Raw genomic sequence first — 14697 nt, 5'->3', positions numbered from 1 at the left:
ATGCAACGTTTTTTGCTACTCTGTGGTGCTATTTATATTTTGTGTAAAACTCCTGTTGCCCGTAACCATAATAAAGCGAGTGAAACCAATGAAATCATGGACAATTGAAGACCTTAAAAGTCATGTTCACAATTTCGAAAAGCTAAATGAACACCAGCGCAGCATTCTGTTGGAGAAGATGAATAGCAAACATCCCCCACACTCCTTCGAAAAAGACTTACAGAAACGCCGCAATGCGCTAAAAAATAGTAAAGTTGCAAAAAACATTCTTCAAAATGCACATTCTCAATTCCCCGGTTTCATTAAAGGAGAACAACTACAGTGCTCCCCGGAATCTTTAAAAGGATATGGCCTGGTCTTTACCGCCGGTGGAGAAGGAGAACGGCTGCGACTAAGTCTCCTTAAAAAAGGTGTCGATCCCCAGTCCCTTAATGACTTCACCAAAGCCACCTATCCTCTTCACGATTTTTTTGACCAATATGGCTCACTGCACATAAACCTTAAAGTTGTAGCCCACTTTTGCTCAAAACTCAACATTTCGATCCCGGTAATTATAACCACCGGCCCTGAAGGGTCACTAACCGAACGGGTAATTAAACAGGTCCTAAAGAAACATCACAATTTTGGCCTCAAAGATGTGCTTATAGTCCCCCAGGATGAAAGACTACATTTTACCTCCGATGAAAAAATTGCTTTTACACTCATAAACGACCTCCCGGAACCCGTTACCCAACCCGATGAAACCGGTGGACCTCTTATGAAACTCAAGCAAAAATCGGGCACAATGGATCTCAGTGCCCTGCAGTGGTTAAACCAGAAAAATTGCTCTAAACTTATTGTCGTTCAGGCGACCGCTATCTATGACCTGAACCTTCTTCCCATGATGGCCAAAGCTGCAAAAGAGCATGACTGCCTGGGAGTAGGAATACTCAGAACAGAATTTCCTTCAAATGATCCCTTTGGAACGTATGTGACCCTTAAAACCGAAACTGAAAAAAAGACCTGTATCATAGAACAGGATATAAGAAATGAAAAAATGCGTTCTCTTAAAGATGAAAGTGGCCAGTATTACCTGCCGTTTAATACAGGCTTCTACGCCCTTAACTGCTCTTTGCTTGAGAACAATGAGCTTCCGGATTATGCCACACCGCCCAAAGAGGTACTACCAGAACTCGATAAATCCCCAAAAATCGGCTATGCAGCAACCGATATCTTACCACTTGCAGAAAAACCGGTCGTTCTGACAGTTGATCCCAACATGTTTGCGGTAATAAAAACAGCAGACGACCTCATTGAGCTGTCTAAAGCAGCAAAGAGATACAGACTGGACACTATCGTTAAGGAGTAACAAGAAAGGCAATACCCTGGTAAACTTACAACAAGAATACTAAAACCTAAAACAGAGGGAAAGAAAGAACATATGATTATCAAAAATCACCGTCTGGAAGGCAAAAGTGTAGAGTATATTCAAACTCCCAATATTGGTAATGAAATGTCAGGAAATTTACCAGATACAATTGTTTTACACTACAGTGCGGGAAGAGACGCAAGTTCCACAGTCAGAACACTGTGTAATCCCTCTGTAAAAGCCTCTGCGCACCTGGTTATAGGCCGTGGAGGTGAACTATACCAACTTGCACCCTTCAACGTAGTCACCTGGCATGCAGGTAAAAGCAGCTGGAACGGCCGAACAGGCCTCAATCGCTATTCCATAGGTATAGAAATCGACAACGCAGGTTTACTTAATAAAAATGATGATTCCTACACATCCTGGTTTGGAAAAGAATATCCAAAATCAGAGGTGATTCATGCAGTACACAGAAACAACAATATAGCTCAATACTGGCATCGTTTCAGTGAAGTTCAAATAGAGCTCGTTGAGCAGCTCTGCCGTTTACTTTCAGACCACTATTCCATCGACACCATCGTTGGGCATGAAGAGATCTCCCCTAAACGAAAAATCGATCCGGGCCCTGCATTTCCTTTGGATAAAATTCGTGATCACTTACTAGGCTCAGGAAGAGACGATGAGAGTGGTGAAGAAAACAATGATGCCGAACCAGACACTTTGTATGTTACTGCAAGCCGACTCAATATTCGTACAGATCACTACGCCGATGCTCCCAGAGCTGCAGACTCTCTGCCTCGGGGAACAGTGCTTAGAGTTCTTGAAAAATCAGAAAACAACTGGTACAGAGTAGCAACCGGAGCAGTAGGCTGGGTGAGCGGAGATTTTGTCTCTCCTGATAAACCCTAAAAAGGATTGGTAAAAGAGCGACACAATTGCCTCAGAGAATTTAAGCCGTATCCTCTGAGACCGGTATGAAGTTGAACCAGCTATTTACTATAGTACCAACACTCTAAATAGATTGGTGTCTCTAAGGAAGCCAGCAGCAATATTTTTTTTACCGTCTGCCAGCTCACCCTTTAAGAAGAAGAACCTATAATTTTTTATTAGTTTTTTACCCTGGTTCCTCTGTATAACTCATATTCGTAAAGTCTGCATTCAATTTTACCATTGAAAAAAGGATAATGGCGTTTTGCCTTAAGCCCCACTTTTCCTGCTAAAGTAGTATTTGCAGTGAAAATATATCCTCTGTAACCCTGGCATTTGTGTTTAAAAAAGGAGCCTATGTCCCTGTATGTTGTAATGAGTTCATCTTCTTTACCCATCCTTATTCCATATTCAGGATTAACCACAATTACACCAGGCTCTGGAGGTATAATGGTTTCAGAGAAATCACGTTGATAAAAGCGGATAAGATTACTAACCCCTGCAGTTTGAGCATTCTTTTGAGCTGCTTCAATGGCTTTCTCAGAGACATCGGTTGCGATAATTGGTTCAGATAATCTCTTTTTTACAGAAAGTCCAGCCTGTTTCCGTAACTTTTGCCACTCGTATCTGTCGAATCCAAGCAGATGTAAGAACCCAAAGTTTACCCTTGTTAGCCCGGGTGCACGCTCAGAGGCTGCCAGCGCTGCTTCAATGGCAATTGTTGCGCTTCCGCACATGGGATTAACAAAGTGCTCATTATAGTTCCACCCACTTGCTTTAATTACACCCGCAGCAAGGGTTTCCTGCATCGGCGCAGAGAGAGGAATTTTACGATACCCACGCCTTGAGAGCGGTTCACCACTTGTATCAAGATATACTCTGCAGCGATCATCTCTCCAAAAAAGGCTTACCACCGCACGGGTTCTGTCTGATCCGGAATCGGGACGCCTGCCCTTTCTCTGAAAAATCCTGTCTACAATTGCATCTTTACATCTTAAATTTGCGAATCTGGTATCTCTGATCGTTGTATTTACAACATTGGAAACAACACTTAGGTAACCGTCTGCAGGTATCATAAGTTCCCATGGTATAGTTAGGAGACTTTTATACAGTTCATCAGCATTTCGTGCTTTAAACTTCGCTACCTCATAGAGTACGTGGTGTGCTGTCCTCAGGTGCAGATTTAGACGCATTGCATCAACCTTGTTCCCCTCTGTTTCAAGGGTTGTTGAAGAAAGGGAACGAACAGGATAGCCCAACTGTTCAACTTCCTCTCTAAGAAACCTACACAGACCTCTTGGTACAGTGACCACTATAGATGCTTTACTCATAACCTTCTCTTTGGTAAATGTAACTTTTGTTTATACAATTTAATGGGCTTTTCCCCAGTGAGTACCAAACCCGGCTTCAACCTTAAGTGGCACTTTCAGCTTAAAGGCATCACTCATCTGTGCAGTAACCCACGCGGCAAATTCTTCAGTCTTTTCCCGGGGAACCTCAAACACCAGCTCATCATGTACCTGAAGCAGCATATGTGCCCCGGACCAGGAGTTTAAATTTTTATGAATATTTACCATCGCCATTTTAATAATGTCTGCAGCAGTACCCTGAACGGGCGTATTAATTGCAGTTCTCTCAGCAGCGACTTTTATATTTTTGTTTGATGCATTGATTTCAGGCAGGTAACGACGTCTGCCAAACAGGGTCTCGGTATACCCCAGTGATCTTGCATTTTCTATGGTACAATCCATAAAGCTGCGAATAGTTGGAAACTGAGTGAAGTATGTCTCAATGAACTTTTTCGCTTCACCGAAACTAATCTTTAACTGCCGTGACAGATTTATGGGCCCCATCCCATACATCAGACCAAAGTTTATAGTTTTAGCCACTCTGCGCATCTCAGGAGTAACCAGTTGGGGGTGAGAGGTAAATATAACGGAAGCGGTGAGAGTGTGTATATCTTCATCGTTTTCAAATGCCTCAATAAGCATAGGATCTTCAGAGAGGTGAGCGAGGATACGAAGCTCAATTTGAGAGTAGTCAGCAGCCACAAGCATACTCCCCTCCCCTGCTACAAATGCTTCTCTTATCTTACGGCCGTTTTCAGTACGGATTGGTATATTTTGTAAATTAGGATTGGTACTGGAAAGGCGTCCTGTGGCAGTTACAGCCTGATTAAAAGAGGAATGAACCCGTCCACTTTCACTGTATACCTGTGAAGGCAGTGCATCAATATAGGTAGATAGAAGTTTTTGTTTTTCTCTGTGATCAAGTATCATCTGGACTACCGGATATTCTTCCGAAAGCCTCTCAAGCACCTCTACTCCTGTAGACTGAGCCCCGCCTTTAGTCTTTTTACCACCTTTGATTCCAAGCTTTCCAAACAATACTTCACCAACCTGCTTGGGAGAATTAAGATTAAATGACTCCCCTGCAATGTTAAAGATCTCCTGAGAAATACTATCCAGGTTTTCACAGTATTGTTTAGACAATGTCGAAAGAAGTGATGTATCAATCTGTATACCTCTCCACTCCATCTCTGCCAGCACGTCACTCAGTGGCAACTCAACATCTCTGAATAGCCCCCTGCAGTTGCGCTCTTCAAGCAAAGGCTCAAGTTCCTCCTTTACAAGAAGCGGAAGACAAACCACCTCAGCAGCATAAGGCGCAAGCTGTTCAACAGAGACGAAATCAGCACTCAGAGCATTCTTACCGTTTCCAAGCACCTTTTCAATGGGCGTAACTTCAAGATCAAGCCACTGCGGAGAGATCATCCCAAGGTCGTAATTGCGCTTTCCGGGCTCAATCAGATACGCGGCAATCATTGAGTCAAAGTGAATTCCCTTAAGGGTAAGACCATAATTTCTAAATATCTGATAATCATACTTTAAATTCTGCCCTATTTTCCCTATAGCAGCTGATTCGATAATCTCTTTTAAACTCTCCAGTGCCGCCACTAAATCAACATTGCCGCCCTCACTGTGACCAACAGGGATATAGTAGGCCTGCTCAGGGTCCAGGGCCAGACTTATCCCCACCAGTTTTGCGGCCCTGGGCAAAAGTCCTGTGGTCTGCGTATCAATAGCCAAATACCCGTTTTGCACTATTTTGCTTTTAATGGTTTCAAGCTCTTCAAGCGATTTCACTATCTTTAGCTCAGGTTTAAGCTTTTCGGTGCCCCCAAACAGAGGATTTTTCACCAGTGATGTAAAATCATTATCTCTAAAAAGAGAGACGCACCTGTTTTTATTCACCTCTGCCCGTTTAAGATGTTCGGGCTTAAACTCAATTTCCACATCCGTTTTAAGGGTGGCTAAGATTTTTGAGATCTTAAGTCGCTCCCTGTGTTCGGTGAATTTTTCGATCAACTTTGGTTTCTCAAGCACAGAAGGATCCTGCAGTATATCATCGACCGATTTCACTTTTTCTAAGATCTTCAGAGCAGTCTTTGGCCCAACCCCCGGAACTCCCGGAATATTATCCGAAGCATCCCCTATTAACGCCAGATAATCCACAATTCTGGCAGGCTCAAGTCCCATTTTTGAGAATACCTCCTGAGGCCCGTACTCAGTAAAAACCCCCGTTCCCTCAGGTGCAAGCATCTTAACCTGAGGCCCCACAAGCTGCATCAGATCCTTATCCTTGGTGACCAAAAATACCTCAAACCCTTCAGCTACCGCATGATTAGTAAGAATGGCGATAAGATCATCAGCCTCAAGCCCCTCCTTTTTTACCAGAGGCAGATTAAGTGCAGCTATAAGCTCTGAAATCACCGGCATTTGGGCTTTAAGATCATCGGGCATCGCTTCGCGGTTAGCCTTATACTCTTCATAAAGGTCATGACGAAAAGTAGGGGCGCTACTGTCCATGACCACGGCCATATAGGGACAGGAATAGTTCTCTATCAGACGTATAAGATAATTGGCAAACCCATACAGAGCCCCCGTGGGCTGCCCCCGTGAGTTGGTAAGTGGGTTTCTGATAAAAGCATAATAGGAACGATACACAAGTGCATGGCCATCGATCAGGTAAAGACATTTTTCATTCATTACAATTCTCTTTCGTTGCTCCTAAAGCCTAAACCTGTTAGCATCAAAAGATTATGAGCTATCCAGGAGCAGAAACACTGAGGATCTTAAAAGATAGAACAGAGCTGATAATTTAAATTAAAAACAGAAGATATAAAATACGTTTTTATAATCTTTTGATTATCCACTTTTTAATTGAGAGGGGGATTTTTTTTTGTTTATGCGTCATTAGGGGCAAAGACTTGCCAAAGGCCTCTGCCCCCAAAGAAGGGGACTTAGTATCCCTGCTGCAGTAGGTCGTTAAAACGCTGCTGCAGTTCAGGGGAGATTTGAAGCAGAGTGCCAATTTCCTGAAATCGCTCAGGTGTCAGCCCTTCCTGCTCGATAATGGTGATAGCTTTTCCCTGCATCCTCTCCTGGATTCGAATGATCTGATCTGAAATCGCTCTGGCTTTCTCAAGTTCCTCATTACTGGCATCAGAATCAATCTCGGGATTGTTTTCCATTATAACGATCTCATTGTACCTCTCGGGAGTAAGCCCATGCTCTCTTATAACACCCTTCATCTGCTCTTCAGCCTCTTCCTGAAGCACTTCAAACTGCCGGTTTATTTCAATGAATTTCAGTAATTCTTCATCTGTAACATCCTCATCGACGACACTTTGAGCTTGTGCAGCACCAAAGGATGCAACAGAAATAGCCAAAAAGAACACCGAGAATATGACAACGATTGAATAGGTTGATTTATGAGTCAATTGCGCTTTTTGCTGTCTCATTTATACCTCCTGAAAACCAGATTTTCACATTTCTGCAGAAACTGCCCTGCAGGTTTTATCTTCCCTAACTAGTAGCCACATTTACCCTCTCCCTACAGAATCGCAAATTGTATTCCACTAAAGATCTCACCTGTCCCTTTTTGTGCTAAAGTGTTGATTTTGAAAACAGAACGACCTTATTATTCGTCCAACTTAATCACTTAAACAGAAAGTATATTTGACAACAGCCTACTCATGGGGTATACTATATAAATAAAAGCCAAGGGCTCAACCGGCATACCTAATCCTTTAACTGCATTTGCCGGTTAACCCCTTTAAATATGCGCAATTTAGCACAACACCCCACTGAGGGACTACGTTGTATGCTCTTTTGAAGAAAAAAAGAAGGTGCTCATGCCCGAAATCTACAACTATACCAATTACAAAGATTACTTAAAGGACTTTTTTAAAGAACAGAAGATTAAATCTCCAATCTTCTCTTTCAGGTATGTGAAACAGAGAATCGGTATCGATCCTGGCAATCTTGCAAAGATTTTGCACAAAGAGCGCCACCTGGCGACCAGATTCATTCCCGGATTTATAAAACTGTGCAAACTCAGAGGCAAAAGGGCTGAGTATTTTGAGATTATGGTGCTTCTGGGACGGGCAAAAAACGCTCAGGATCAGGCCATCTATCTTGAAAAACTCTTTTCTATAAAAAAGATTACCTCCCACAGAATAGAAGAATACCAGTACGAATACTACAGAAAATGGTACTACTCTGCAGTGCGCGCCCTTCTGGACTTTTATTATTTTACCGATGATTACGAAGCACTTGGCGAAAAACTAAGCCCCCCTATAACTGCAAGAGAAGCAAAGAGTGCAGTTGAGCTGCTCGAGAATCTTGAATTGATAGAAAAAAATGAAGACGGAGCATACAAGGTAACCGAAAAAATCGTTACAACGGGTGAAACCTGGCACTCAGCAGCGATCACTAACTTTCAAAAAGAGGTGATTAGCTTAGGGGCACAGGCACTCAATCAACACAAAAAAGAGCACCGGGATGTCTCAACCATAACCATGAGCATAAATAACGAAGATATACATAAACTATCCAAAGTTATCCATGAGTGTCGACAGAGCATATTAAGCATAATAGATAAATCAGAACCCAGCAACAGTGTTTACCAACTCAATATACAGCTAATACCTCTTACCAAAATAAAGGGAAGCGGAAAATCATTATGAAAGCCATTATCTATTCCCTCATTACCTCAGTGCTGCTGCTTGGAGCCTTCAATTGTACATCAAACGTTGCAGGCACCGCTTCAGAAACCACAAACGGCATAAGCGCAAAAGTTTCTATGCCCGATGGATCAGTCGCAAAAAATGCCACAGTCAAAATCATTGACAACAAAAACTGGTTGCGCCGTAAAAAGGAGGGGAATTCAGTTGTCATCCACAGAGCCCATACCGATAATTCTGGTTTTTTCAACATAGACTCTATCGATCTAAGCCACTTTAATCTTCAGATCATATGCACCAACTCAGTTCATTTCGTAACTAATGCCCAACAAGTCTATGAACTCAATAGCGATCGTAACCATATAACACTCCAGGAGGGCCTTGAGCTTAGTGGTGAGATAAGCATAGATACAGAAAATCCCGGTTCGCTCTATCTGTTTGGTACCGATTTTTCTTCCCACATAGATGAACATAACCATTTTAGCTTTCCGGCTTTGCCACATAGCCAGTTTACACCAGTAGTAGAGTTTGGGTCACCAATTCAACGCTCCTACACTGTGGCCCCTCCGGTTCAAACTGATCCATACATTACAACTGTTACAATAGAAAGCAGATCAAACTCAATTCTGGTGGATAATTTCAATGATCAAAGCCCAACCTCTTTTCTACACGGAATCCTTGGAAACTCCTATTGGTATGTAGTTAGTGATGACCAGGGCAGCATGGTTTTACCCGAGAGCATTTACGACAATTTTGCTACGGCCTTTGTACCCACCGATCGAGCTGGGGAGGATGGGTATATACTGGATGTAGAATTTTCTATAAATCAGGACTATTTTGAGAGATTTGCACTTTTTGGGGTTGATCTGGGGATAGAAAATTCCTCTATGTATCATAACCTTTCAGATATGACCGGATTATCTTTCAGAGCCAAAGGATCGGGAATCATAACAGTTCAGTTTATCACTAAAAGTGGCGAAACAGCTACTATTCCCTATACTCACGAAACTACCATTGAGCTTAACCAGGAGTGGAGTGATTTCACTGTTAGTGTGGCAGAACTATTTCCTAATCATGAAAATGGGGTTACCTGGCAGGAAGCTTCACATGAGGTTAAAGGGTTTTCTTTTCTCAGTACTGAAAACAGCGAGATGTCTATCGATGAAGTGGTTGTTGAAGGAGTGGTTGTTTCGGATCTTTTGGAGTGAAGGAGGTGATTGGAGAAGAGGGGGAAACACGAAAAGTGCGTAAATAACGGAGAATTAGAACGAAATGGAAAGAATTGTCAAGAGGATATAGGATAAGTGAAAGTGGGGTTAGTGAAAATTGAAAGGCGTTATATTAACAATCTTTTTATTTCAACTTTTGGATATGCACCGAAATTCATAATAAGACCCAGTTTCAATCTGGTGGATTTCAGGTAGTTTAATACCTGGGCCTGATGTTCTTTGGAGATAACTGAGACACTCTTTATCTCTACGATAATTTTACCGTAACAAATCAAATCTGGTCTATACGTCTTTAGCAGTTTATTCCTCTTATAGTGCAAAGGGATCGATTTCTTAGAAATATACGGCATATCTCTTGAATCTAACTCTCTTTCCAGACATTCCTGGTATACCGCTTCCAGAAATCCATTTCCCATCTCTTTATAAACTTCAAATACAGCTCCCTGTATCTGATAACACTCTTGTTTATAAATTAAGTCTTTCATCTTTTTTCCTAACGTTTGTTTTTACGGCACCTAAAAGCGAAAGTTAAAATAAAAACATTCACTACTCTTTGGACTCAAAAACTCAAACGTGATGAGAAAAAATGGTGTCGATTAAAAATATATCCTACACAGGTCATGTAAATAGATTGATTTTTGTCCATGTCCGATCTCAGTAATTTGACCGTCCATTTCCCTCTCCATTTCCCTCTCCATTTCAATCTCCATTTCAATCTCCATTTTCGTCCTATTTCGTGTCTTTCGTGGCCCATTTCTTCCCCTCTTCTTCTCCGTCTCCTATTCCCTTTCCTCCCCCACTTCCGGCATCATTCTTGCCCCTTCTAGAAATTCAACACAACCAACAAACAAAGGACTTTTTTATGACTCGCTCCTCGCCGGAACTTGAACGTATCGTTAAAGACCACCTGACCTGGGACAGTCGGCTGGATGGCTTCGATATAAATGTTAAAGTTCGAAACAATACGGCTCATTTAAGTGGCACTGTCACGTCCTATATGGCCCGACAGGCTGCTGGGGAAGATGCAATGAGTATCCCGGGAATTGCAGCGGTGGACAATGTAATTGAAGTAGTGGGGGATACTATATCTGGAAGCTCTGACGATCAGAAATTAGCAAAAATTATTAAGAGGACCATAGATCTGTATCCCCATTTGGATCCAAAAATGGTTGACGTTGTTGCGAGAGGAAATGAAGTAACACTTACTGGTGATGTAGATACGTTTTGGAAAAAACTGAGAGCTGAAGAGCTTGCTTTTAATATTACGGGAGTAAAAAGGGTTCATAACAAACTGGATGTGGTGCCCTCACATTCGCTCAAAGATGAAACTATAGCACGAGAGATTCGTCAGGCAATAGAGCGAACCGAAAAACTGGATTCATCACATATCGATATCAAAGTGGATAACGGTACAGTTACCCTGTTTGGTGAGGTCAGCAATCAGGAGGTATACTCTTCCATCAACGAAATAGTTACCCATACCCGCGGGGTCACCAATATAAATAATGAACTTTTGGTTAGTAACTTTTAAAAGAGCAGGTATTATACTTACTTATATTTTACAGGAGGTTACTATGGTTAAATTTATCTGGACACTTTTGTTAAGTCTAATAGCAGTGTTAAGCTTAAATTGTAATAACCCTGCAGACAGTAATACTACGGAGAATGGTCAAAGCTCCTTTATTGGTAATTGGGAAGGATTGCGGCAGATCGAAACAGTTGTAACAGATTATCAAACGATATCTGATACAGCAACCCTCGAAAACAGGTATATGGCTATAGGTGACAACCAGATTGTCCTTTATTCCTATTACCCTCACAATTCTCACCAGTGCTTCGAGCAAATATCTTTTAGATACTCTCTAGAAAACGATAAAATTATCTTTGATCTTGATCAAAATGAACAATACTTCACTAACGATCAGGTTGATATTAGCCATTTTCAGGGAGAGATCTACTTTGATGATAATGATCTGATACTTTCTATTGAGATTACTGGTATAGCTGAATTTGGTGAGTTCGAGAGTATAAACCATACCGTCTTGAAAGGTTATGATGGTGCGATTCCTCCTTCTAACTGGCCTGAGCATGTATGCTATTTATACGAAGATACAGAGGATTTCGACTCTGGTGACTTTGATGAATTTAAAGAATTTATAATCAGTTTTGAAGATATAGATGAGTTAAGGACCTATTTGATGAATCATGAAGACTCAGAAGATCTGTATCAGTTAATTGAACTTTTAAATGAGTTTGATGATTTAGATACTTTTATCGAGTTCATAGAAGGTTACGATGACTTTAATGAGATTGATGATAGAGATAAAGAGTATGATGAAGTAGGAGAACTTTTTACAACTGTTACAAACTCAATGATTGAAGGTAATTTAGAATTAGAAGATTCACAGATTGATAAAATAGAAGCTATAGTAAACGATTTATCCTATGAACTCACTCAAGTTACCACTCAACAAGGATTAGTAATATTTTCATCAAATTATTATCGTGAAATAATAATTATAGAACAATTAGCTACTGTACATTCAGAGTACCTGTCCTCACGAAACCCTGAGCTTTTGGCTCTGCTAATAGAATTTTTGGAAATGTATAATCAAAAGGTTGATAGTTTAAATTGATTTCTATAACAGCCTTTTTCTGCGGTGTGGTAGAGAGATAAAACAAATCTCTACCACATACTATTACCTCTATTATTTCAACCTGTTACAGACATTTAGTTCTGCACACTTCAGAATGGCTACCTTTCTCCGTTTTCACAATATATTTTAATTCTATAGTATTGTTAATCACCCGATTTCTCACGGAGGCAATAATGGTAAAATTCACATGGATGCTGCTAATCTCCTTAGCAATCTTGTTGAGCATAAGTTGTAGTAATCCTGTTGATAACAGTAACGATGAAAAAACTACAATTGAAGAAAACGACACTCATACCGACTTAAATGATGTCGAAGATGCTGAAGATTTAGACGATTATTTAGTATTTCCAGATAGTTTGGGTATTGAAGAGCTACTTGAACTGTTAGACGGTTTGGAAGATTCAGAAGACTTTGAAGAACTACTTAATCTATCAGATGGCCTGGAAGATTCAGAAGACTTTGAAGAACTACTTAATCTATTAGACGGTCTGGAAGATTCAGAAGACTTTGAAGAACTACTTAATCTATTAGATGGCCTGGAAGATTCAGAAGACTTTGAAGAACTACTTAATCTCTTAGACGGTCTGGAAGATTCAGAAGACTTTGAAGAACTACTTAATCTATTAGATGGCCTGGAAGATTCAGAAGACTTTGAAGAACTACTTAATCTCTTAGACGGTCTGGAAGATTCAGAAGACTTTGAAGAACTACTTAATCTCTTTGATAGTCTGGAAGGATCGGAAGACTTTGAAGAGCTACTTAATCTATTAGATGACCTGGAAGAATCGGAAGACTTTGAAGAGCTACTTAATCTATTAGATGGTCTGGAAGATTCAGGAGAATTTGAAGAGATCTTTGAGTTCATTAATGATCCCGAAAACATCCAAGAGCTGCAAAATTTCTTCGAAAACTTCTCTGATCTTTTAGAAAGCTACAGCTACTATGAAACATTGTAACTTATTATAGTTTAGATTATGAGTTTATGTTTTTGGTTGAGGCATTGCAGACAATGTCTCAACCTTTTTTTATAAACCTTACCCTGGACTGGTGGTTTCTACTTCTGATTCAATGCCCCATGAGCTATCCACCCTCAATTCAGGAAGGTATTAGCTTTCAGCGATTCTCTCTGCTTCTCTTACACCCGACAGGTATGCACCGTGTACCGTTCCAGGATAATCGGAATTTGTAGCTTCACCTGCAAAATGTAATGATTCAAAAGGTTGAGAAAGTACGTCATATTCATCAAAGCTTGCATTCACTGGTACAAATGAATATGATCCATATGTATAAAGATCAGCAGCCCACCGGCTCGCTTCAAAAACAATGGGGTTTTCCCCGGTATCTCCCACCATCTGCCTGATTGTAGACAATGCTCTTTCTGAACAGATAACATCAGATAACTTTTCAAGTTCAAGTGCTTTCTCTCCTACGCTCCAACCGATAAGAAATGGTTTGTGATACGATTCCATACATGAAAATGATTTGTGCAAAAGAGAGTCGCTCTGTGGAGGCATAAGATGACCGGTTCGAGGCCAAAATCTATCTTCAAAAACCATAACAGTCTTATTAAGTACACCCATTTCAAGCATTTGTATTGCTTTAAGCTTTGAGGAAGGAAGTGAGGGATTAAACTCTATTACTCTCCCTTTAAGTATGCCAAGTGGTACTGTTATTACCACTTTCTGTGCTGTGAACATCCCCTGATTAGTATCTACCATTACACCATTTTCTATTTTTGTAATGCTAAAAACAGAATGATTAAGTCTGATATCAATCCCACGTGCAAGTTTTTGAGAAATTTGATCATAACCGTCCGGAAACCATCTATCACTTCCCTCAAAAGATTTACCTTTTTGTATATGTCGGGCAGAAATACTCCACGGATCACCGGCATTTATCAATCCAGTTCTTATAATTTGTGCATCCCAAATGCCTTTTTCGGTGTCATTTTTAAAATTTGGTGAAACCTTAGCCATGGCATCCTTAAGAGATAAATCGTGAGAAGCATTGCTTGCAAAAAGTGAAGCTTTCTGAAGACAGGAACCGAACTCCTCCTCGATGGTGTCATTGTTTAGGTGTAATGGTTCTTGCCCTGAAAGTGGGTAGTAGAGGGTATCATGTATAAAAGGCAAACTTTCTATTCCGAATTTTTTTGCCAAAGCAGTGATCGGATTCCCCTGATCCCCATGGATCCACTGTGCTCCAAGGTCAATAGGCATAGAAGAGGAGCGATTGGTATACACCCTGCCTCCCACCCTGGATGAAGCTTCAAGTACAATAACACTTTTTGAAGAACCCATAAGCCTCTCTGCACACCCTAAGCCTGCCATACCGGCACCGATTATAATTACTGAAGCATCCATAGTACTCCTTACGACTATTTGGGGTTATAAATGTAGTTTATTTCAATTTCTGTACCATATTTGAGCTGTTTTGTTGGAAATATCACTTATACTGTTTAGTGTTATACTGTTTAGTGTTATACTGTTTAGTGTTATACTGTTTAGT

The 14697-nt window shown here is 40.8% G+C and carries 12 protein-coding genes; 7 read left to right on the top strand and 5 right to left on the bottom strand.

The genetic code is table 11. The features are described from left to right. Nucleotides 1–88 precede the first annotated feature (88 nt). Together QA601_15830 and QA601_15825 are read left to right on the top strand one after the other, a co-directional pair. A complete protein-coding gene (locus QA601_15830; protein MDG5816567.1) occupies nucleotides 89–1348 on the top strand; it encodes a hypothetical protein in 1260 nt (419 codons plus the stop codon). A 72-nt stretch (nucleotides 1349–1420) separates the two neighbouring features. Continuing rightward, nucleotides 1421–2257 carry an N-acetylmuramoyl-L-alanine amidase gene (locus tag QA601_15825; GenBank protein MDG5816566.1) on the top strand — a complete coding sequence of 279 codons (837 nt, stop codon included), beginning with the start codon at nucleotides 1421–1423 and terminating at the stop codon, nucleotides 2255–2257. Between the two features lie 197 nt (nucleotides 2258–2454). On the opposite strand, the gene QA601_15820 is transcribed toward QA601_15825, so the two are convergent. From QA601_15820 to QA601_15810, 3 genes are all read right to left on the bottom strand, one after another. After that, nucleotides 2455–3606, bottom strand: coding sequence for a hypothetical protein (locus QA601_15820; GenBank protein ID MDG5816565.1), 1152 nt, complete (start codon nucleotides 3604–3606; stop codon nucleotides 2455–2457). A gap of 39 nt (nucleotides 3607–3645) precedes the next feature. After that, entirely contained in the window at nucleotides 3646–6324 is a 2679-nt protein-coding gene (gene polA / locus QA601_15815; GenBank protein MDG5816564.1) for a DNA polymerase I, read from the bottom strand. A 254-nt stretch (nucleotides 6325–6578) separates the two neighbouring features. After that, nucleotides 6579–7079: a DUF4168 domain-containing protein gene (locus QA601_15810; GenBank protein ID MDG5816563.1), complete on the bottom strand. Its 501-nt coding sequence runs from the start codon at nucleotides 7077–7079 to the stop codon at nucleotides 6579–6581. A gap of 393 nt (nucleotides 7080–7472) precedes the next feature. Here QA601_15810 and QA601_15805 point away from each other — a divergent pair, with 393 nt between their 5' ends. After that, on the top strand, nucleotides 7473–8306 hold the full coding sequence (locus QA601_15805) for a TIGR02147 family protein (GenBank protein MDG5816562.1): 834 nt from the start codon (nucleotides 7473–7475) through the stop codon (nucleotides 8304–8306). Further along, on the top strand, nucleotides 8303–9511 hold the full coding sequence (locus QA601_15800) for a hypothetical protein (protein ID MDG5816561.1): 1209 nt from the start codon (nucleotides 8303–8305) through the stop codon (nucleotides 9509–9511). The genes QA601_15805 and QA601_15800 overlap by 4 nt, the downstream gene beginning before the upstream one ends. A gap of 128 nt (nucleotides 9512–9639) precedes the next feature. Here QA601_15800 and QA601_15795 read toward each other — a convergent pair whose 3' ends face one another. Continuing rightward, nucleotides 9640–10017 (bottom strand): GxxExxY protein, encoded by a 378-nt coding sequence (locus tag QA601_15795; protein MDG5816560.1) that lies wholly within the window; start codon nucleotides 10015–10017, stop codon nucleotides 9640–9642. A 377-nt stretch (nucleotides 10018–10394) separates the two neighbouring features. Here QA601_15795 and QA601_15790 point away from each other — a divergent pair, with 377 nt between their 5' ends. The 3 genes from QA601_15790 (at nucleotide 10395) to QA601_15780 (ending at nucleotide 13145) form a co-directional block, all read left to right on the top strand. Continuing rightward, nucleotides 10395–11063, top strand: coding sequence for a BON domain-containing protein (locus QA601_15790; GenBank protein MDG5816559.1), 669 nt, complete (start codon nucleotides 10395–10397; stop codon nucleotides 11061–11063). 43 nt (nucleotides 11064–11106) lie between these two features. Continuing rightward, a complete protein-coding gene (locus QA601_15785) occupies nucleotides 11107–12168 on the top strand; it encodes a hypothetical protein (protein MDG5816558.1) in 1062 nt (353 codons plus the stop codon). Between the two features lie 194 nt (nucleotides 12169–12362). Continuing rightward, complete coding sequence (locus QA601_15780) at nucleotides 12363–13145, top strand: hypothetical protein (GenBank protein MDG5816557.1); 783 nt, start codon at nucleotides 12363–12365, stop codon at nucleotides 13143–13145. A gap of 150 nt (nucleotides 13146–13295) precedes the next feature. Here the strand turns inward: QA601_15780 and QA601_15775 are convergent, their stop codons facing one another. Next, nucleotides 13296–14552, bottom strand: a complete 1257-nt coding sequence (locus QA601_15775) for an FAD-dependent oxidoreductase (GenBank protein MDG5816556.1) — start codon at nucleotides 14550–14552, stop codon at nucleotides 13296–13298. Nucleotides 14553–14697: the final 145 nt, after the last annotated feature.

This window comes from Chitinispirillales bacterium ANBcel5, assembly GCA_029688955.1.
Lineage (GTDB): Bacteria > Fibrobacterota > Chitinivibrionia > Chitinivibrionales > Chitinispirillaceae > Cellulosispirillum > Cellulosispirillum alkaliphilum.
This window is presented reverse-complemented; position numbering and strand designations above follow the sequence as displayed.

Excerpts from the sequence above, each read along its gene's own strand:
- polA (MDG5816564.1), bottom strand. The coding sequence starts at position 6,324 with ATGAATGAAAAATGTCTTTACCTGATCGATGGCCATGCACTTGTGTAT.
- QA601_15785 (MDG5816558.1), top strand. The coding sequence starts at position 11,107 with ATGGTTAAATTTATCTGGACACTTTTGTTAAGTCTAATAGCAGTGTTA.
- QA601_15790 (MDG5816559.1), top strand. The coding sequence starts at position 10,395 with ATGACTCGCTCCTCGCCGGAACTTGAACGTATCGTTAAAGACCACCTG.
- QA601_15780 (MDG5816557.1), top strand. The coding sequence starts at position 12,363 with ATGGTAAAATTCACATGGATGCTGCTAATCTCCTTAGCAATCTTGTTG.
- QA601_15795 (MDG5816560.1), bottom strand. The coding sequence starts at position 10,017 with ATGAAAGACTTAATTTATAAACAAGAGTGTTATCAGATACAGGGAGCT.
- QA601_15775 (MDG5816556.1), bottom strand. The coding sequence starts at position 14,552 with ATGGATGCTTCAGTAATTATAATCGGTGCCGGTATGGCAGGCTTAGGG.
- QA601_15830 (MDG5816567.1), top strand. The coding sequence starts at position 89 with ATGAAATCATGGACAATTGAAGACCTTAAAAGTCATGTTCACAATTTC.
- QA601_15810 (MDG5816563.1), bottom strand. The coding sequence starts at position 7,079 with ATGAGACAGCAAAAAGCGCAATTGACTCATAAATCAACCTATTCAATC.
- QA601_15805 (MDG5816562.1), top strand. The coding sequence starts at position 7,473 with ATGCCCGAAATCTACAACTATACCAATTACAAAGATTACTTAAAGGAC.
- QA601_15825 (MDG5816566.1), top strand. The coding sequence starts at position 1,421 with ATGATTATCAAAAATCACCGTCTGGAAGGCAAAAGTGTAGAGTATATT.
- QA601_15800 (MDG5816561.1), top strand. The coding sequence starts at position 8,303 with ATGAAAGCCATTATCTATTCCCTCATTACCTCAGTGCTGCTGCTTGGA.
- QA601_15820 (MDG5816565.1), bottom strand. The coding sequence starts at position 3,606 with ATGAGTAAAGCATCTATAGTGGTCACTGTACCAAGAGGTCTGTGTAGG.